Origin of the sequence: Streptomyces sp. NPDC089915 (genome assembly GCF_040684675.1) — a bacterium.
Classification (GTDB): Bacteria; Actinomycetota; Actinomycetes; order Streptomycetales; family Streptomycetaceae; genus Streptomyces.
The window spans coordinates 1-17,702 of the sequence record NZ_JBFBGN010000051.1 but is presented as its reverse complement, the minus strand read 5'-3'; the positions used below and the strand labels follow the sequence as shown (position 1 = coordinate 17,702).

Here is a 17,702-nt window from a genome sequence, read left to right as displayed (position 1 = left end):
TACGGGGCCCGGGCCGGTCGGAGCCGCATTCCCCGGGAATTTGTCAGATCGCGACAGGAATGAACTCCCGGGCCGGTCGCGGCCGTGCGCGGCTCATTCCCGGAAGCGCAGCGCGAGCGCCGGACAGCGCCGCACCGCGCGCAGGGCCTTGGGCCGCAGCCGCGCCGGGACCGGCATGGAGGCCTGGGCCGGGTAGCCGTCCGCGTCGAGCCGGACGACGTCGGGGAGGATGTCCACGCACAGCCCGTGCCCCTTGCACAGCGTCCAGTCGACGACCAGCCGCTCCGCGCCCCCGCCCCCGGCCTCGTCGCGGGGCAGCGCCAGCGATCCCGCCACCGGACGGCCGCAGCCGCTGCCGAGGGCGTGGTCGCGGAACTCCTCGGGGAACGCGGCGAGCGCCGAGGCGACGAAGTGCGAGGTGCCGTCCGGATGGCTGCACGCCCCCCGGCGCCGGACCGCCGCCAGCCGGGCCTCCACCGCCTCCAGCGCGCCCCGGCCCCCGCCCCGGACGGCGTCCTCCAGTACGTCGGCCAGCGCGGGCAGCCCCCGTACGCACGGCCCGCACTGGCCGGCCGACTCCTTGGCCATCCAGCGCGCCACCGCGGCCACCTCCCCGGCCGGACAGGTCCCCTCGGGCAGCGGCAGCACGGCCCCGGCCCCCAGCACCGCGCCGAAGGCCGCCAGGGACTGCCGGGACACGTCGGCGGAGCGGGCCGCCCCGGGATCCAGCCAGCGGCCGTGGTAGCCGCCGACCAGCACCCCCTGGCCGACGCCGTGCCCGCACAGGTCCAGGACGTACGCCAGGGAGGTGCCGGACGGGGCCTCGACGACCGTGGACCCGGCGACCGTCAGCAGCACCGTCCCCGGCTCGGAGGGCAGCCCGGCCGAGCGGTACGCCGGGGCCCCGAGCCGGGCCGCGACGGCGAGCTGGGCGTACGTCTCGGTGTTCGAGAGCAGGGTCGGCATCCCGCCCAGGCCGCGCTCGCTGGTGCGCACCCGCTGCCCGGACGGCAGCGCGGGCCCGCCGTTGAGGCCGCTGACCAGGGCGGTGCCCTCGCCGGTCACGAACCGCTCGGGAAGGCGCGCCACGCGTACCCGCCGTCCGCCCGGCCCCCGTTCGTCGACGGCGTCCCGCACCGACCGCTCCACGTCCGCCCGGGTGACGGCCACCACCACCTCCTCGGCGGAGACGGCGGCCGCGGCCAGCAGGGCGCCGTCCAGCACCAGGTGCGGGGCGTGCAGCAGCAGCGCCGTGTCCTTCAGGCAACTGGGCTCCCCCTCACTGCCGTTGACGACGACGGCGGTGGCGGACTGCTTCTCCCGCGCGGACCGGGTCACCGCCAGCAGCTTGCGCGCGAAGGGGAACCCCGCACCGCCCCGCCCCCGCAGGTCGATGTCCGAGGCGAGGTCGGCGAGTTCGTCCGGACGCAGCCGCGGCAGGGGGCCGTGCGCCGCCAGGTGGGCGTCGCGGTCGAGCCGCGCGGTCCGGTCGAGCCCGGTCAGCAGCCGGGGCGCGCCCACGCAGCCGAGGCCGGGGCGCTCCGCCGGGCCGCTCACAGCCACCCCTCGCGGCCGGCGGGCCGTTCCCCGGCCCGGCCGTCGCCCGTGCCCGGCGGGGCCGTGACGGCGGCGGCGTACGGCTGGGCCTGCGGCCGGGGCGGCGGCGGGGCGGGGCGGGCGGCGGCGTCCGTCTCCGGGGCGGAGCGCTGTCCGGGGACGGAGGGCATCCCGGTGAGGGGTTCGTCCCGGACGAAGGACGCCCGCCCGCCCACGGTCCGACCGGCCGGCGGCTCGGGGGAGGGGGCCGGACGCGGGGCCGCGCCGAGCCGCCGGGAGCGCAGCCGCAGCCCGATGACGACGGCGACCCCGGCCAGGCACAGGCCGTAGGAGGCCGTCACCCAGGCGTCGGCGGCGCGGCCCGCCTTGAGCCCGTGCACCAGCGCGGCCCCCCAGGCCGGGTAGGCACCGATGTGCAGCGCCCGCCACCACACGGAGCGGTTCTTGACCGCGAACACACTACGCACGGCTCCGGAGACCGCGACGGAGACGAAGAGATATCCGGCCAGGGTGCCCAGGCCGATCAGGACGGGCCGGTCCGCGTCCGCGAAGGGGACGAAGGCACCGGACGCCGTGGTGTGCGCCTGGGCCACCTTGACCCAGACGTGCAGGGCGAGGAAGCCCAGGCCGGACACGGCCAGCCCGCGGTGCACGCCCTGGGCCAGCAGCCGGTGGCCGGAGCCGAGGACGGCCCGGTCGGTGGCGGCCAGGCCCCACAGGACGGTGGCGGTGAGACTGACGAGCGCGAGCACGCCCGCCCCGAAGTCGAGGAACTCCCACAGCCGGGACAGGGCCCCGGCGCGGACGGCCACGACGAGGGAGACGAGGGCGGCCCCGGCGGCGCAGAGGGCGCTGGGGCGCAGCCTGCCGGAGGAGGGCAGGAGCGGGGGCCGGCGGACGGCCCGCCGTCCCGCGGCCGGGGCCGCCGCCGCGTGGCGGCTCCTGCGTCGCGACCGGTGGGAGCGGGGTATGTGCGGCTGGGGCAGGGGCATCCAGTTCTCCTGTGCACCTGGACACCGAGCACAGTCCACCTGGCGCTCGGCACCCGGGGTTCTTGGTCGTGACGGCCGGCAGCGCTGTGGAATTCCCGCGCCGGCCGAAGGGGCTCGGGGCCGGAGTGCAGCAGCATCGTGGAGCTGCGCAGCATCTCCACAGGATTTATCGAAACGTGATAATTTCTCGCACCGCGTCTCCGGCGCATCGAACGACGCCGGAAGATTCCCCTCCAGTGGAGGTCGCGACAGGCCGCCGCGCCGCGTGCCGTCTATGCGTCCCCGGGGGCAAAAACAAGGCAAACCCGTAGGGCGCAAAAGTGGCCGGATCCCTCCAGAAGGGCGCGTGGGGGCTGCAACTCTCTTGACAGGCAGGGTCGTTGGCGAGGCAGACAACCCTGACGGGCTTGTCGCCGCTCCACCGGACAGGCCTCACCCCGGCAAGAACGAGGAAACGATGTGCGAACTTCTGAACCGCATCTGGTCCCGCCCGCGAGGAGAGTGGACGCGTGCCGTGCGCAGGGAACTCCCCGCACTGGCCGCGGAGATAGTGGAGGAGCTCCTACAGGGAATTCCCGGATTCTCCACACTTGTCGACGGTAATGAGGCCGTCGACGACGATCTGATCAGGCAGCGGGTGGAGGAGGCCCTCTGCACCGCCCTCGGCTACCGCGACGAGCCCCTGCGCGACGAACCCCTGCGCGAGGAGGGCGGGCACGAGGGCAAGGACGTCCTCGGCCCCGTCCTCGACGGCGCACACGGCGGCGGACGCGACGGCGTCGACGAGGTCCGGCACGACGGCGTGGACGAGGTCCGGCACGACGGCGTGGACGAGGTCCGGCACGACGGACGCCGGGAGGACCCCCGCGAGGGCGCCCCCGAAGCCGTCCGCGGCGACGGCCGCGCACAGGGCCACCTCCAGGGCGCCGCGCGGGTCCCCGCCCAACGTGACGCCCACCCCGCCCGGCACGAGGCCGGCGCCGCCGCGCCCGACCGGGTGCGCCAGGAGCTCTTCAAGGCCCTCACCGACGACCGCGCCGCCTCCCAGGACTCCCTCGACGACCTCGCCCGGACCGCGGGCTGGCCCCTGCCCGCCGCCGTCCGGGCCGTCGCGCTCGCCACCCCCGGCGAGGCCCAGCAGCTGGCGGCCGTCCTCGACGACGCCCTGGCCGGCATGTTCGCCGGCCGCCCCTGCCTGCTGCTCCCCAGCAACGACCCCGACACCCGCGCGGCCCTGGAGGCCCCGCTGCGCGGCCGCTTCGCCGCCGTCGGCCACGCCGTCCCCCTCCGCGACACCGCCTCCTCCCTGCGCTGGGCCCTGCGCCTGCTCACCCTCACCCCCGCCCGCGCGGGCCTCGACGCCCGGGCCGTCTTCGTCGACGACCACCTCTCCACCCTCCTGCTGCTCCAGGACGAACCCCTGGCCCACGCCCTGGCCGCCCGCTGGCTGCGGCCGCTCGCCGATCTGACCCCGCGCCAGAGCGAGCGGCTGGAGGTCACCCTGCTCGCCTGGCTGGAGGGCGGCGGCGCCCCCGAGGCGGCCAAGGCCCTCAACGTCCACCCCCAGACCGTCCGTTACCGGATGCGCCAGCTGGAGAAGCTCTTCGGTCCCGGACTGCGCGACCCCCGCACCCGCTTCGAACTGGAGATGGCCCTGCGCAGCCGCCGCCTGATGGCCCAGGTCCGCCGCCGCCACTCCCGGGTGGCCCGCCGCGCCGCCCGCGTGGTCACCCCCGACTTCACCCCCCTGGTCGTCGGACGGATGGCCCGCGTCAACGGGCTCTGACCGTCGGCCCGTTCACCCCGGTCATGCGGCCGGCCCGGAGCCGAGGGGCTCCGGGCCGGCCGTACGCGCGTCCGCCGCGGATCAGCGGCAGGACCGCCCGCCGTTGACGCAGCCCACCGCCCGGGCCATCAGGGCGTCGGACATCACGTTGATGAAGTCACCGTGGTCGGTCACCGGCTTGTGCAGCTGCTCCGGGAAGCTGTCCACCGCGAACCGCGCCCCGGGCGCCACCCCGTACGTGATCCGCTCCACCAGCTGCGGGATCGCGGTGAACCCCTTCTTGCAGCGCCCGGACGCGTCCGGGAAGGCCACGTGCGTACGGTGGTTGGCGCTGTCGGTGTTGCGGCCGTCCCAGCAGCTCTGGAAGGTGAAGGTGCGCACGACGTCGCTGCCCTTGGGGCAGACCGGGTACTTGTCCTTCAGCTGCCGGTCCTCGAAACCGGTGCAGCTCCAGGAGGCGTTGGCGTTGGCCGTGCCGTTGCTGAAGGCCTTCGCGTCGCCCGTGATGATCCGCAGGAAGCGAGGCATCGCCTTGACCGGGCCGGCCGGGCTGCCCTTGAAGCTGATGCTCGCCACCTTGGGCCGCAGGATCGTGCCCACGTTGGCGTCCTGCCCGCCGCCCGGGGCCTTCGCGTCGCGCTCCGCCTTCCCGTCGCGCAGCCGCAGCACCGGCCAGTAGTAGGTGGACTGGTCGCCGTTGGCGCAGGTGGTCCCGGAGGCGGCGAGGCTGTCGTTCGTGGAGAAGGCGCTCGTCGTCCTGTTGCCCACGTAGTCGTGCATGTGGTGCGCGCCGTTGGAGACGCCCGGGGCGACGATCACGTTGTCCGGGTTGAAGTGGCCGTTCTCGTTGCGCCCGCACTCCGAGGTGAAGGAGCCCTTGGAGGCGGCCGCCGAGTTCGCCGGGGTCTTCACGTTGGGCCGCACCCGGGTGATGTCGACGAAGTCGTTCTTCGCCGGCCCGCCCTTCAGCCCGACGCTGCGGGCACCGTCGGCGGCCGCGTCGTCCTGCGCCGACGCCTCCTTCATCGCGCACCCGCTGAGCGTCCCCAGCCCCTCGTCGCGCCCGCCCGCGCGGCCTATCGCGCCGGACACCCGGGAGATGGTCGTGCCGCGCTGGTCGCGCAGCCAGCCCAGCAGGGCGTCCTGCTGCGCCTTGCCCTTGACCTGGCCCCCGGCGAGCTGCCGGTAGGCGTCGGCGACCTGGACGTCCAGCTGGGCGAGGTTCTCGTCCACCTCCGCCCTGGCCCCGTCGGGTACGGCCGTGAGCCGGTCGCCCACGTCCGGACAGTCGATGGTTGCCGTCACCTGCCCGGTCCGGGAGGCGTCCTGGCCGGCGTTCGCGTTGCCGGCGACGATCGCCACCCCGCCGCCGCCGAGCACCAGGGCGCTGACCACGGCCAGCAGCTTCTTCGACAACCGGGGGCGCCTGTGGCCCTGTTGACTCATGCGATCACTTCACTTCGTATCGTCGGTCGGACATCGGAGGGGCCGAGGCCCCCTGGGGCCGGGCCGGAACGGGGGAGGAGGGCGCGGGGGACGGGTCGGAGAGGGAGTCGAAGTCGACGAGCCCGCTGTCCTCCAGGACCGTGATGTGGTCCAGGACGGTGGTGTTGGCCGAGGTCGCCAGGGAGCGCACCATCGAGTTGCGGGTCTGCGCCCGCACCTGCGCCAGCAGCGCGAACACCTTGCCGTGCGCCCGGCGCAGCAGCTGGACGAACAGCCGCTCGTACTCCGGCCCCTGAGCGGCCGTCAGCTGGTCCAGCCACGCCTGCTGCTGGGCGGACGGCCGGTCGGGCAGGTCCACGCCGAGGGCCTGGCCGACCTGGATCACCTGCCGGTCCAGCTCGGTGTGGCCCGCCACCAGGTGCTCCCCGGCGGTACGCACCGAGGGCCGGGTCGCGCGCTGCTGGGCCTGCCGCCCGGCGGGCAGCTCCCACAGGCCGGCGAGCCGCACCTTGCGGACGAAGTCCCGGTCCACGACGCTCAGCGGCCCGTACGCCGTGCTCATGGTCCCGCCGCCGTCGTCCTCGACCCCGGCGGGCAGGGCCGGCCGCCCCGCCGGCGCGGCCGCCGCCCGGTCGCCGAACTTCGAGACCGGGACCAGCAGCGCGACCAGCGTGACCACCAGCGCGCTGATGACCAGGCCGCTCCCGATCGTGTATCTCGTGGCCGCGGACAGGCCGCCGGTGGATCGCCGCCGCAATGACAGCACACTGCCTCCTCGCTCGGTGGGCTGGGTGGCACGGGACGCTAGTGCCCCTCGCGGCGCCGTCGCGGAAGGACCATCACCATCGGACAAACATCGGCCGGGGCCCGCGGAAGGCTGCTACCTTGCCGCGCCGGGCCCCCGATCCGGAACGAGGCCCGCGAGCCCCCGCCGCATGGCGAAGGGGCCCGGTCCGTGCGGACCGGGCCCCTGGGGCCGTGCTGTGCGGGGAGAAGCGGAAGAGGAGGTCAGGAAGCGGCGGGGGCGTCGCCCCCGGGCTCCTCCAGCCCCTCCAGGCTGTCCATGAACGAGCTGACGGAGAACACCGCGCGCCCGGGACCGGCCGGCCCGTACCCGGGCGGGGAGCTCAGGCCGAACTCCTCCAGCGTCGCCCGGTAGGCCTCCAGCAGCCGGATGTGGTACTCCAGCGGCGCGCCCAGCGGGTTCGCCTTGCCCAGCGGGGTCGTCGGCTCCGGGCACCAGGTCGTGAAGCGCGGCACCACCCCGTGCGACATGAAGAACCGCAGCCCCTCGGTGGTCGACTCGATGGCCTCGCCCACCTTGGTGAACCCGAAGGGCTCGGCCATCTCGATGCCCGCCACGAAGTTCGGGATCACGTTGCGCGCGCCGAAGACCTCGGCCGAGTCCAGGATCCTGCGGTGCCACTCGTCGCGGCCGACGTAGCGCTCCTTGCCCGGGCAGTGCAGCTCGAACAGCCGGCGGTCCCACACCTCGAAGTTCGGGTGGTAGATCTTGACGCCGTAGTCGTGGAAGCGCTGCACGGCGTCCCGGGGGAGGGCCTGGGCGACGACCTTGCCGGTCCAGCGGCCGGGGAAGCGCTCCTCGATGGCCTGGGCGTAGTGGCCGTAGAAATCGGCCTCGTCACGGCCGCCGACCTGCGAGGTGATCGAACCGCCGGTCAGGGTGTACGCCCGCGAGGTGCCCGCCGTGTCGTACCGGTCGATGATCTCCAGGGCCTCCAGCACCTCCTCGACCGGCTTGACCCCGGTGTAGGGGCGGCCCGCCGCCTTGTGCTGGCGCCAGTTGTGGTTGATGTCGCAGAACTGGCACTCCTCCTTGGCGCCGAAGTACTGGCACACCCGGAAGACGGTCAGGTAGATCAGGTAGCCCCACTGGATCGTCGGCGCGACCTCCATCACCGACTTGCCGTTCGACAGCTTGTGCCGGTAGTACTCCGGCATCGGCGGCAGCCCGACGTCGGAGATCCGCACCCCGTCCAGGTACAGGCCCAGGGTGCCGTCCTCGCCGCCGCGCACCACGTACGGGGAGTCCGGGTTGACCCGTACCGACACCACCGTGCGGCGCAGCCCGTACGGGCCGCCGGTGAGCACGATCTCCTCCGGCGGCCGGTTGAGCGCGGCGGCGCCCAGCTCGGGCAGGGTGCGGTGGTCGAAGGAGAAGATGAAGTAGGACTTCGGCTTGACGTCCCCGCCGCCCGGCCCGTCGGCGCCGCCCCCGCTGAGCGCGGACTCGTCGAAGGCCATGCCGCCCCGCAGCAGGTCCTCCTTGATCACGGCCTCCCGGGGCACGTGCGGGAAGCGCTCCATCAGGTCCTCGACCAGCGCGGTACGGGTCTGGCTTGCCATGCGAACTCCTCGGACAGACGGATGCCCGGGGGGCCTGCGCGCTCCGGGCACATCCAGGGGACCCACGGTATCCGCTCGTTTGAACAGGTTCAGACCGGGGTCGGGCCGAGCGCGGCCCGGTAGCGGCCCGGCGTGGTGCCGAACTCCCGCGCGAAGGCGTGGGAGAGGGCGTACGGACTGCCGTAGCCGACCCGGGCCGCGATGGACGCCAGCGAGTCCGGCGTGTCGCGCAGCCGGGTCGCGGCGAGCGTCAGCCGCCACCAGGTCAGGTACGCCATGGGCGGACGGCCCACCAGCGGGGTGAACCGGCGCACCAGGGTCGGGCGGGACACGCCCGCCTCAGCGGCCAGGCGCTCCGCGCTCCAGGGGGCCGCCGGATCCGCGTGCATCGCCTGGAGGGCGGCGGCCGTCACCGGATCGCCGAGGGCGGCCGACCAGGACCCCGGCGCCGCCCCGGCCACCGAGGCGCGGACCATGTAGACGAGGAGCAGGTCGAGCAGGCTCGGCAGGGCGATCGAGGAACCCGGCCGCCGGGCGTCCAGCTCACCGCTCAACAGGGCGATGGCCGACTGGAGTTCGGCGTGCGCCCCGCCCGGCAGGCGGACCACGCCCGGCAGTTCCGCCAGCAGCGGGTGCACCCGGCTGCGGTCGAGCCGGTACTTGCCGCACAGCATCTCCACCGTCGCGCGGCCCGGCTGCGGGGCGTGGGCGCCCCGCGCCTCGCGGTACCGCTCCAGCGGCAGGGCCCGCGCCGCGGCCGCCGCGTCGACGGGGGAGTCGGCGAGCACGTGGCCCGCCCCGTGCGGCAGCAGCACCGCGTCGCCGGTGGCGAGGGGCACCGGCTCGCCGCCGTCGGCCAGCAGCCAGCAGCCGCCCGCGAGGACGATGTGGAAGCCCGCCCCCTCGTACGGGTCCAGCCGTACGCACCAGGTGCCGCCGACCCGCACCCGGTCCGAGGAGGGCCGCCCCAGGCGGACGGCGGAGATCGCGTCGCTCACCACGTCCATGCGCGCAGGGTACCGCCGACGCCGGAGCCCGGTGAGCGGGACGCGTATTCGCTTGAGCGGAACGCGCATTGGGCGGCTCACCCCCGCTGCTTAGGGTGGTGCACATGACCAACGAGAACACGCAGACCCTCGTCCTGGGGGACGTCGAGATCACCCGCGTCATCGAGGCCCGCGGGCCCTTCGCGGCCGCCCCGGACCTCGTCCCCGACGCCGGCGCCGAGCTGTGGAAGGAGAACGAGGACTGGCTGGCGCCGGACCACTGGCAGCCCGACGCCGACCTGGCCGTGCTCGCCCTGCAGACCTGGGTGCTGCGCAGCGGCGGCCGGACCGTCCTGGTGGACACCGGGGTGGGCAACGGGCGCGAGCGCCCCGGGGCGCCCCACTTCCACCAGCGGCAGGGCACCTTCATGGAAGACCTCGCGGCGGCCGGCGTCCGCCCCGAGGAGGTGGACGTCGTCGTCAACACCCACCTCCACGCCGACCACGTCGGCTGGAACACCGTGGACGCCGGCGGGGAGTGGGTCCCGGCCTTCCCCAACGCCCGCTACCTCATCCCGGCCGCCGACGACGCGTACTTCGGGCCGCGCGGCGGATACGGCGGGGGCGCGCGGGAGATCGACCGGCTGGTCTACGAGGACAGCGTCGCCCCCGTCCACCGGGCGGGCCGGGCGGACCTCTGGGAGGGCTCCCACCGCATCGACGGCAACCTCACCCTGGAGGCCGCCCCCGGCCACACCCCGGGCTCCTCGGTGCTGCGCCTGGCCTCCGGCTCCGACCGGGCGGTCTTCGTCGGGGACATGCTGCACAGCCCGGTGCAGGTCCTGCGGCCCTCCTGCAACAGCTGCTTCTGCATGGACGCGGCCCTGGCGGCGGACACCCGCCGCCGCACCCTGGGCCGCGCGGCGGAGCGAGGGGAGCTGGTCGTGCCCGCCCACTTCGGCGGCACGGGGGCCTTCGAAGTCCGGGTGGAAAACGGGCGGTTCGGTATCGGAACGTGGGCGTCCGGCATCTGACCACCCCTGCCCATTGGTTCAACTCTGCTGCAAATGTGACCGTTTCTGCTGTGACTATGCTCAACCCCTGAGTGATCAACCCCCCTTGTCGATCACTCAGGGCACCGTGGGGCGGCCGGACGAACATCCCCACACCAGCGCAGGACCGGAGAACCGATGGACAGTCACCTCGTCATGCACACCCCCGCCGATCACCGGGCATTCGACGAGACGCAGATCCCCCTCTACTACAGCCGCAAGACGGCCGACATCCTGCACAAGTACGGGCCCGGACCCCGGGTCCACTTCCACATGGGGCTCTTCGCCCCGGGCGCGGCACTGAACACCACGGTCCCCCAACGGGTGCTCAAGAGCCGCATCGTGGAGTCCCAGGAGGCGATAGTCGACCACGCGGCCCGGACCTGGGGCGTGCACGCCGCCCCGCCCGCCAGCCTGCTCGACATCGGCTGCGGGGTCGGCGGAGGCTCGCTCTACTGGGCCCAGGAGCACGGGACCTCGGTCACCGGGATCACGGTGACCCCCGAACACGTTCCGATCATCGCGGAGTTCGCCCGCCAGGGCGGGGTGGCCGACCGGGTCACCCCGCTCCTCGCGGACATCCACGAATTCGCCCCGGAGCGAAGATACGACGCCGCCTACGCCAACGAGAGCTCCGGCTACATGGACCGCCGGCGCCTGTTCGAGGTCGTGGCCGGGGCCCTGAAGCCGGGCGGCTGGTTCGGCATCCAGGAGCACTTCATCTGCCGGCCCGAGTGGACCGACTTCATCGACGGCTACTACAAGACCCGCCTCGGCACGCTCACCGAGTACATCACCGCCGCCGAGGCCGCCGGCTTCGAACTGGAGCAGTGCGAGGACGTGACCGACCGGGTCGCCGAGTTCTGGGTCCAGTCGATGGCCTGGAACACGGCCGAACTGGACCGTGCGGACTTCGGCCCCCGGCCCGCGTGGACCCGCGAGCGGCTGCAGGAATCGACGATCACCCACGGGAAGCTGTTCCGGATCTGGCGCGACCACGCCCTGGAGACCCGGCTGCTGCTCTTCCGCCTGAACGGAGGCCACTGACCTTGTCGCCCGTGCACATCGAGCGGGATCTCCCCAGCCGCATCGGCTGGGAACTCCCGCCGTTCTACTGTCCGTTAGAGCGTGGACTCCTGCACCCGAGGGCCGCTGAGATCGAGGAGCGGGCCGTCACCTGGACCGACGCGTTCGCGCTCTACCCCGATGCCACGGAGCGAGCCTGGGGCCTGGCCTCCCACGCCGCCGAGTTCACCAGCCGCATCATCCCCCGCGGCGACGTGGAGCCGATGGTGCTCTTCGCCGAGTGGAACTACTGGGCCTTCGCCGCCGACGACTGGCACGACTCCGGATCGGCGGGGCCGGGCACCGCGAGCCGCGCCGCGGGCGTCGCACTCCACGGTGCCCGGCTGGCCCGTACGGTCGAGGCCCCCGTGCCGGGCCTGCTGCCTCCGGGACCGCACACCGCGGCCCTGGAGGATCTGGCGGCCCGCACCCGGGCCATGCTCCGACCGGGGCAGCTGCGCCGCTTCACCCACGGCGTCCGTGAATGGGTGTTCGGGGCGACCTGGCAGACGGCGAACGACGAGCGGGGGGTGATGCCCTCCCTCGACGAGTTCACCGCCTCGCGGATCTGCAGCAGTGGCACCCGGTTCCTGCTCACCTGGTGCGACGTCGCCAACGGGATCGATGTGCCCTCGGACGTGCTGTACTCCCCCTCCGTCCAGGCTCTGACGGACGCGGCGGGATTCGTCGTCAGCTGCGACAACGACGTGCTCTCGTACAACAAGGACGACGACCAGACGCCATGGGAGCAGAACGTCGTCAACGTGCTGGCCCACCAGGAGGGCTGTACGCCCGCCGAGGCGCTGCCCGCGGCGTACGCGCTGCGGGACCGGACCATGAGCCTGTTCGTCCGCCTGCGGGAGCAGCTGGGCAAGGAGGCCGACGGGGAACTCGCCCGCTACCTGGTGTCCCTGGAGCAGTGGATCGCGGGAAACCTCGCGTACCACGACCGGGCGCCCCGGTACGCCAGCCCGCGCAACCGCAACCCCCTGCCCGTGGAAGGCGCCTCGTACGACATCACCTACTCGGAGGTGCCCAGCGACCCGAGCGACGAGCCGCTGCCCATCCCGGCTCTCGCCTGGTGGTGGCAGCGGCTCGACGGCTGAGACGGGGCCGGTCCGTCAGGCGCGGCCCAGGAGCCGCCGCCACCAGGACGGCCGGGAGACCGGCCGGGCCGGCGTGACCGGCCCGGCCGGCTCGGGCCGGACCGGTGCCGGCGTGGACCCCGTGACGGTGACGCCGCGCGGGGTGAACCGGACGGGCAGGGCCACCACGTGGCGGGTCATGAGCGAGGAGACCCACTCCAGTTCGCCCGCGGGGACGGCCAGTTCCAGGTCGGGCAGCCGGGCCAGGAGCGTGTCGACGCCCGTGTCGGCGATGGCGCGCCCGATGTCCTGACCGGGGCACTCGTGGGGTCCGCTGCTGAACGCCAGGTGGGAGCGGTTGCCCTGGATTGCCTCCGCGGTGTCGGGGCGGACCTCCGGGTCACGGTTGCCCGCACCGGGGCTGAGCAGCAGCATGTCGCCGGCCTTGATCCGGACCCCGCCCAGGTCCGTGTCGCCCGTGGCCCAGCGGCCGAGCACCGTCATGAGCGGCGGCTCGTTCCACAGGACCTGCTCCAGGGCGTCGGGCAGGGTCATGTGGCCGCCCGAGAGGCTCGCACGGAACCGCTCGTCGGTCAGGACCAGCCGCAGGGTGTTCGCGATCAGGTTCGCCGTGGTCTCGAAGGCCGCGATCAGCACCAGCCGGAGGTGCTCCACCATCTCGTCGTCGCTGAGCGCCGCGTGGTGCTCCAGCATCCAGCTGGTGAAGTCGCGGCCCGGCCTCGCCCGCTTGCGGGCCAGCAGCTCCCGGAGGGTGGCCGTCACGAACTCGTTGCTGGCGACCGCGGTCTCCGTGCCGCGGATCAGGTCCCGGGCCGCGTCGACCAGCTGAGGTCCGTAGGACTCGGGGGCCCCGACCAGCTGGGTCATCACCAGCATGGGCAGCGGCTCGGCGAAGTCCGCGACCAGGTCGCCCCGCCCGGTCTGCACGAACGCGTCGATCAGCTGGTCGGCGAAGCGCTTGACGTACCGCCGGATGCCGCGGTGGTCGAACCGCTCCAGGGACTCGGTGATCGCTCCGCGCAGCCGCTCGTGGTCGGTGCCGTCCACGAAGTGGCACACCGGCTGCCACGCGGTCATCGGCGACAGGGGGTGGTCCGCCGGGACCCGGCCCTCCTGCTGGTCGCGCCAGCGGCGCGGGTCCCTGGCGAACCGCGACGGCGTACGCGCCACGTCCAGGTTCTCCCGGTGCCCCAGCACCAGCCAGGCCGGCAGGTCGCCGTGGACCAGCACCGGGGCCACGGCCCCGTGCTCGGCGCGCAGCTTCTCGTACAGGGCCATGGGGTCGGCCTCGGCCTCCGGACCGTAGAGCCGGTGCGCGGGGCAGCCCGGCGGCGGGGCGGAAGGGGGCTGGGGGGTGCTCACGAGGCCTCCGGGGTCACGGCGAGGGAGTGCAGGTAGTGCATCAGCGTCATCAGGACGTCACGGCTGGACTCGCGCCGGCGGGCGTCGCAGGCGACGAGGGGGACGGACGGCGGCAGGTCGAGGGCGCCGCGCAGTTCGTCGAGGGGGTACACGGGGGCCTCGGGGAAGCTGTTGACGGCCACGACGAAGGGCACGCCGCGCTCCTCCAGCCGGCCGATCACGTCGAAGCTGACCTCCAGCCGGCGGGTGTCGACGAGGACCACCGCGCCCAGGGCGCCTTCGAACAGGCCGTTCCACAGGAACCAGAACCGCTGCTGGCCCGGGGTCCCGAACAGGTACAGCACCAGCTCCTCGTTGATGCTGATCCGGCCGAAGTCCATGGCCACGGTGGTCGAGCTCTTGCGCTCGACGCCCGCCGTGTCGTCGACCCCGACCCCGGCCTGGGTCATGGTCTCCTCGGTGGTCAGTGGCCGGATCTCGCTCACCGAGCCGACCAGGGTCGTCTTGCCGACGCCGAAACCGCCCACGATCACCACCTTGACCGCGGCCGCCGCCGTCGCCGGCAGGGCGTCCTCGCGCCGCGGCCCCGCGGGGTGCTCAGAGCTTTCGAAGTCCATCGATCACTGCCTCAATCAATGCCAGGTCGGGGAGTCGGGCGGGGGCCACGGGGGCGCGCGAGATCACGCGCTTCGCGGCGAGGAGGTCGGCGAGGAGCACGGTGACCACGCTCACCGGCAGACCGAGGTAGGCCGAGATCTCGGCCACCGAGAGCGGCGACTGGCACAACCGCACGATGGCCGAGTGTTCCGGCTGCATGCCGGGCCGGGGCCCCGCCGTGGCGACGATCAGCGTCACCAGGTCGAGGCCGGTGGGGCCCAGCGGTTCACTGCGGCCGCCCGTGATCACGTAGAGGCGCTCCGGGCTGCCGTCTTCCCAGCTTTTGTTGCCGGGGTCGCTCACGCGGTCAGCCTGTCGCTGCGCGGCGGGCTGCTCAGATGCTCTCCGATCCGCGCCACGAGGTCCCGCATCCGCTGGCCCATCAGTCCGGCGTCGACGCCCTCGTCGGCCAGCACCGCGAGGTACGCCCCGGCGCCGGCCGCCATCAGGTAGAAGAACCCGCCGTCCATCTCGATGACGACCAGCCGCATCCGCCCGCTGCCGTGCGGGAGTTCGGAGGCGACGGCGCCCGCCAGGCTCTGCAGGCCGGCGCAGGCCGCCGCCAGCCGGTCGGCGGTGTCGGTCTCCGCCCCGTGCTGGGCCATCCGCAGGCCGTCGGCGGACAGCACGATCACGTGCCGGGTCTGCGGGACGCTCTCGGCCAGGTCCTTGAGCATCCAGTCCATGTTGCTCTGCTGCTGACTCACGGCTGTTCCCCCTTGCTCACCGAGGCCGGCGAGGTGTGCGTGTGCTGGTCGTCCGCCGAGTGGCTCTCGGCGGGCCGGGTGTCCCCGGACAGGCCGCTCTGGAAGGCGGCGAGCCACATCCCGGGCTGGGCCTCGGCCCGCTCCGGCGCTGCGGCGGTGGTGGTGCTCGTCGTCCGCTCCGCGACGGCCTCCGCGACCACCGCGGTGACCCGGTCCTTGCGCCGGCGCTGCGGAAGGCCGTTCGGGGTCCGCTCGGTCACGACGGGCCCCTCGTCGTCGTCCGCCACGGGCGCCCGCGGCCCCGTGACCGGGCGCTGCTGCGCCTCGTGCGGGGCGGAGGCCGCGCCGGCCTTCGCCGGGAGGGCCGCGCGCGGACCGGAGGACGTACCGATGCCGTGCGCGACGCCGGTCGCCGTCGAGACGGTGGTGATCAGGTCCTGCGGGACGACGAGGACCGCGCGCACGCCCCCGTACGCGGAGGAGCGCAGCGAGACCCGGAAGCCGTACGCCTGCGCCAGCCGGCCGACCACGGCCAGGCCCAGTCGCGGGGTCTCGCCCAGGTCGGTGAGGTCGATGCCCTCCTGCGCCTGGCGCAGCATCCGCTCGGCCCGCTTGCGGGCCTCCTCGCTCATGCTCAGGCCGCCGTCCTCGATCTCGATGGCGATCCCCGAGTTCACCTCGACCGCGGTCAGGTGCACCCTGGTCTGCGGCGGGGAGTAGCGGGTGGCGTTGTCCAGCAGCTCGGCCAGCGCGTGGATGAGCGGTTCGACGGCGGGGCCGACGACGGCCACCTGGGTCACCGAGTGCAGCTCCACGCGCTGGTAGTCGATGATCCGGGACATCGCGCCGCGCAGCACGCTGTACAGCGGGACGGCCTTGCCCCACTGGCGGCCGGGGCGCGCCCCGCCGAGCACGGCGATGGAGTCGGCGAGCCGGCCGATCAGCGCGGTGCCGTGGTCGAGGCGCAGCAGGTCCCCGAAGACGGCCGGGTCCTGCCCGTGCCGGTCCTCCATCTCGCGCAGCTCCTGGGCCTGCTGGTGCACGATCGCCTGGACGCGGCGGGCGATGTTCACGAAGGCCCGCTGCGCGGAGTCGCGCAGGTCCTCCTCGGCGACCACGGCGTCGAGCACCGAGCGCAGCACCGCCTGGTGCGCCGCCCTGAACTCCGGGGTCAGCCCCGGCCGGTGGACGTCGTCGTCCTCCAGCGAGGTGAGCACGTCCTCGGGGAACTCGCCCTTGCGCAGCCGGCCCACGATGTCGGGCAGCAGCACCTCGGCCAGCCACACCGTCTCGGCCTGCTGGACCGCCAGGGCCTCCTCGCGCGCCGCCACCACGGCCCGCATCGACGCCACGGCCCGGCCGCGCCGGGCGGCCTCGGCACAGGACAGCGCGACGGCCACGCAGGCCGCGGCGCCGATCCAGGCGACGGAGGCGCGGGCGGACGCGGGCACCAGCGCCGCGGCCGCCGCGGATATCGCGGCGGTCACCAGGGCGGGCAGCGCCCATGCGACGGGTGAGGCGGACCCTGGACTGCCGGGCGATCCCTCTCGAACCATCAGAACCCTCAAACGATCGGTTGCGGAAGATCTTGGACAACAGCCCGGGATCCTAGCGGCTCGGTGCACGGGTATTGACAGGAGGTCATGATGTGGACGCGCCAATGGAGTTGGCTTGGCCGAAACTCGATGGATCGCACCGTTCCGCTCCCGCGGACACGGCGTGTCGCCCGATGGTGCCGCCCTCGGCGCGCCGAGCGACAATGAGGGGGTGCCGTACGTAGCGGTGACCGCGCTCAGCCACGCCGGACTGGTCCGCGAGCACAACGAGGACAGCCTCGTCGCCGGACCCTGGACGCTGTGCGCCACCGTGACCGACAGCCCCCAGACCCTCGTCTTCCCCCTCGGCCGGCCCCTGGTCGTCGCCGTCGCGGACGGGCTCGGCGGCCAGCCGGCCGGAGAGGTCGCCAGCGCCCTCGTCGCCCGCCGCCTCTCCGCCCTCGGCCCCACCCTCACCGGCCCGGACACCCTCCGTGACGCCCTGGACGTCTGCGACTACGAGGTGAACACCGCCGCCGAGGGCCACCCGGAGCTGTTCACCATGGCCACCACCGTCGCGGGCGTCCTCGTCCTCGCGGAGTCACTGCTCGTGTTCAACGTGGGCGACAGCCGGGTCTACGCCGCCGGCCCCGACGGCCTGCGCCGGGTCAGCGTCGACGACAGCCCGCCCCCGGAACCCGGCCGCCGCACCACCTCCGCCGTCACCCAGACCCTCGGCGGCGGCCGCGCCTCCGGCACCCCCGTACCCCACGTGACCACCCTCGGCCTCTCAGGCGGCGACCGCTACCTGGTGTGCAGCGACGGGCTCACCGACCCGCTGCCCGACGAGGAGATCGACGCCGTCCTGCGGGCCCACGACGACGGCCGGGCCGCCTTCGAACTGTGGAAGGCCGCCATCGAGGCCGGCGGCCCCGACAACATCACCCTGGCCCTCGTCCGCATCGGCACCACCTGACCCCGTCCCCGCCCCTAGGGCCTGTCGTCAAACTCCCGTCTGCCCCGCGACGCCTGGCACGCGCTCTCGCCGCACCGGGCGAAAGCCAAGTACGTCCAGTACGCGGGC

General features: G+C 74.0%; 16 protein-coding genes. 5 read left to right on the top strand and 11 right to left on the bottom strand.

The features are described from left to right. Positions 1 to 93: 93 nt before the first annotated feature. Positions 94 to 1,557, bottom strand: coding sequence for an NADH-ubiquinone oxidoreductase-F iron-sulfur binding region domain-containing protein (locus tag AB0O29_RS17510; RefSeq protein WP_365152546.1), 1,464 nt, complete (start codon positions 1,555 to 1,557; stop codon positions 94 to 96). Next, a complete protein-coding gene (locus tag AB0O29_RS17505) occupies positions 1,554 to 2,549 on the bottom strand; it encodes a hypothetical protein (RefSeq protein WP_365152544.1) in 996 nt (331 codons plus the stop codon). The genes AB0O29_RS17510 and AB0O29_RS17505 overlap by 4 nt, the downstream gene beginning before the upstream one ends. Positions 2,550 to 3,006: 457 nt before the next feature. Here AB0O29_RS17505 and AB0O29_RS17500 point away from each other — a divergent pair, with 457 nt between their 5' ends. After that, on the top strand, positions 3,007 to 4,335 hold the full coding sequence (locus tag AB0O29_RS17500) for a helix-turn-helix domain-containing protein (RefSeq protein WP_365152542.1): 1,329 nt from the start codon (positions 3,007 to 3,009) through the stop codon (positions 4,333 to 4,335). Between the two features lie 81 nt (positions 4,336 to 4,416). On the opposite strand, the gene AB0O29_RS17495 is transcribed toward AB0O29_RS17500, so the two are convergent. The 4 genes from AB0O29_RS17495 to AB0O29_RS17480 all read right to left on the bottom strand — a co-directional run bounded on the left by AB0O29_RS17495 (position 4,417) and on the right by AB0O29_RS17480 (position 9,155). Then, positions 4,417 to 5,781, bottom strand: coding sequence for a DUF1996 domain-containing protein (locus tag AB0O29_RS17495; protein ID WP_365152540.1), 1,365 nt, complete (start codon positions 5,779 to 5,781; stop codon positions 4,417 to 4,419). A gap of 4 nt (positions 5,782 to 5,785) precedes the next feature. After that, entirely contained in the window at positions 5,786 to 6,547 is a 762-nt protein-coding gene (locus AB0O29_RS17490; RefSeq protein ID WP_365152538.1) for a DUF4142 domain-containing protein, read from the bottom strand. 242 nt (positions 6,548 to 6,789) lie between these two features. After that, entirely contained in the window at positions 6,790 to 8,148 is a 1,359-nt protein-coding gene (locus tag AB0O29_RS17485) for a radical SAM protein (protein ID WP_365152536.1), read from the bottom strand. An 89-nt stretch (positions 8,149 to 8,237) separates the two neighbouring features. Beyond that, positions 8,238 to 9,155 (bottom strand): AraC family transcriptional regulator, encoded by a 918-nt coding sequence (locus tag AB0O29_RS17480; protein WP_365152534.1) that lies wholly within the window; start codon positions 9,153 to 9,155, stop codon positions 8,238 to 8,240. 104 nt (positions 9,156 to 9,259) lie between these two features. Here AB0O29_RS17480 and AB0O29_RS17475 point away from each other — a divergent pair, with 104 nt between their 5' ends. From AB0O29_RS17475 to AB0O29_RS17465, 3 genes are all read left to right on the top strand, one after another. After that, positions 9,260 to 10,168 carry an MBL fold metallo-hydrolase gene (locus AB0O29_RS17475; RefSeq protein WP_365152532.1) on the top strand — a complete coding sequence of 303 codons (909 nt, stop codon included), beginning with the start codon at positions 9,260 to 9,262 and terminating at the stop codon, positions 10,166 to 10,168. A 156-nt stretch (positions 10,169 to 10,324) separates the two neighbouring features. After that, positions 10,325 to 11,233 (top strand): methyltransferase domain-containing protein, encoded by a 909-nt coding sequence (locus AB0O29_RS17470; RefSeq protein WP_365152530.1) that lies wholly within the window; start codon positions 10,325 to 10,327, stop codon positions 11,231 to 11,233. Positions 11,234 to 11,244: 11 nt separating this feature from the next. After that, positions 11,245 to 12,357 carry a terpene synthase family protein gene (locus tag AB0O29_RS17465; RefSeq protein ID WP_365152528.1) on the top strand — a complete coding sequence of 371 codons (1,113 nt, stop codon included), beginning with the start codon at positions 11,245 to 11,247 and terminating at the stop codon, positions 12,355 to 12,357. Positions 12,358 to 12,372: 15 nt separating this feature from the next. On the opposite strand, the gene AB0O29_RS17460 is transcribed toward AB0O29_RS17465, so the two are convergent. The 5 genes from AB0O29_RS17460 to AB0O29_RS17440 are packed head-to-tail and all read right to left on the bottom strand — an operon-like array spanning position 12,373 to position 16,639. Continuing rightward, the gene (locus AB0O29_RS17460; RefSeq protein ID WP_365152526.1) at positions 12,373 to 13,719 is read right to left on the bottom strand and encodes a cytochrome P450; all 1,347 of its coding nucleotides are present in this window, start codon (positions 13,717 to 13,719) and stop codon (positions 12,373 to 12,375) included. Further along, positions 13,716 to 14,336, bottom strand: coding sequence for an ATP/GTP-binding protein (locus AB0O29_RS17455; protein ID WP_365152524.1), 621 nt, complete (start codon positions 14,334 to 14,336; stop codon positions 13,716 to 13,718). Before AB0O29_RS17455 ends, AB0O29_RS17460 begins: the two co-directional genes overlap by 4 nt. Continuing rightward, positions 14,317 to 14,679, bottom strand: coding sequence for a DUF742 domain-containing protein (locus AB0O29_RS17450; protein WP_365152522.1), 363 nt, complete (start codon positions 14,677 to 14,679; stop codon positions 14,317 to 14,319). Before AB0O29_RS17450 ends, AB0O29_RS17455 begins: the two co-directional genes overlap by 20 nt. Beyond that, positions 14,676 to 15,062: a roadblock/LC7 domain-containing protein gene (locus tag AB0O29_RS17445; protein ID WP_344158902.1), complete on the bottom strand. Its 387-nt coding sequence runs from the start codon at positions 15,060 to 15,062 to the stop codon at positions 14,676 to 14,678. Before AB0O29_RS17445 ends, AB0O29_RS17450 begins: the two co-directional genes overlap by 4 nt. A gap of 17 nt (positions 15,063 to 15,079) precedes the next feature. After that, positions 15,080 to 16,639: an ATP-binding protein gene (locus AB0O29_RS17440; RefSeq protein ID WP_365152521.1), complete on the bottom strand. Its 1,560-nt coding sequence runs from the start codon at positions 16,637 to 16,639 to the stop codon at positions 15,080 to 15,082. Between the two features lie 211 nt (positions 16,640 to 16,850). Here AB0O29_RS17440 and AB0O29_RS17435 point away from each other — a divergent pair, with 211 nt between their 5' ends. Further along, entirely contained in the window at positions 16,851 to 17,594 is a 744-nt protein-coding gene (locus AB0O29_RS17435) for a PP2C family serine/threonine-protein phosphatase (RefSeq protein WP_365152519.1), read from the top strand. The last annotated feature ends 108 nt before the right edge of the window (positions 17,595 to 17,702 follow it).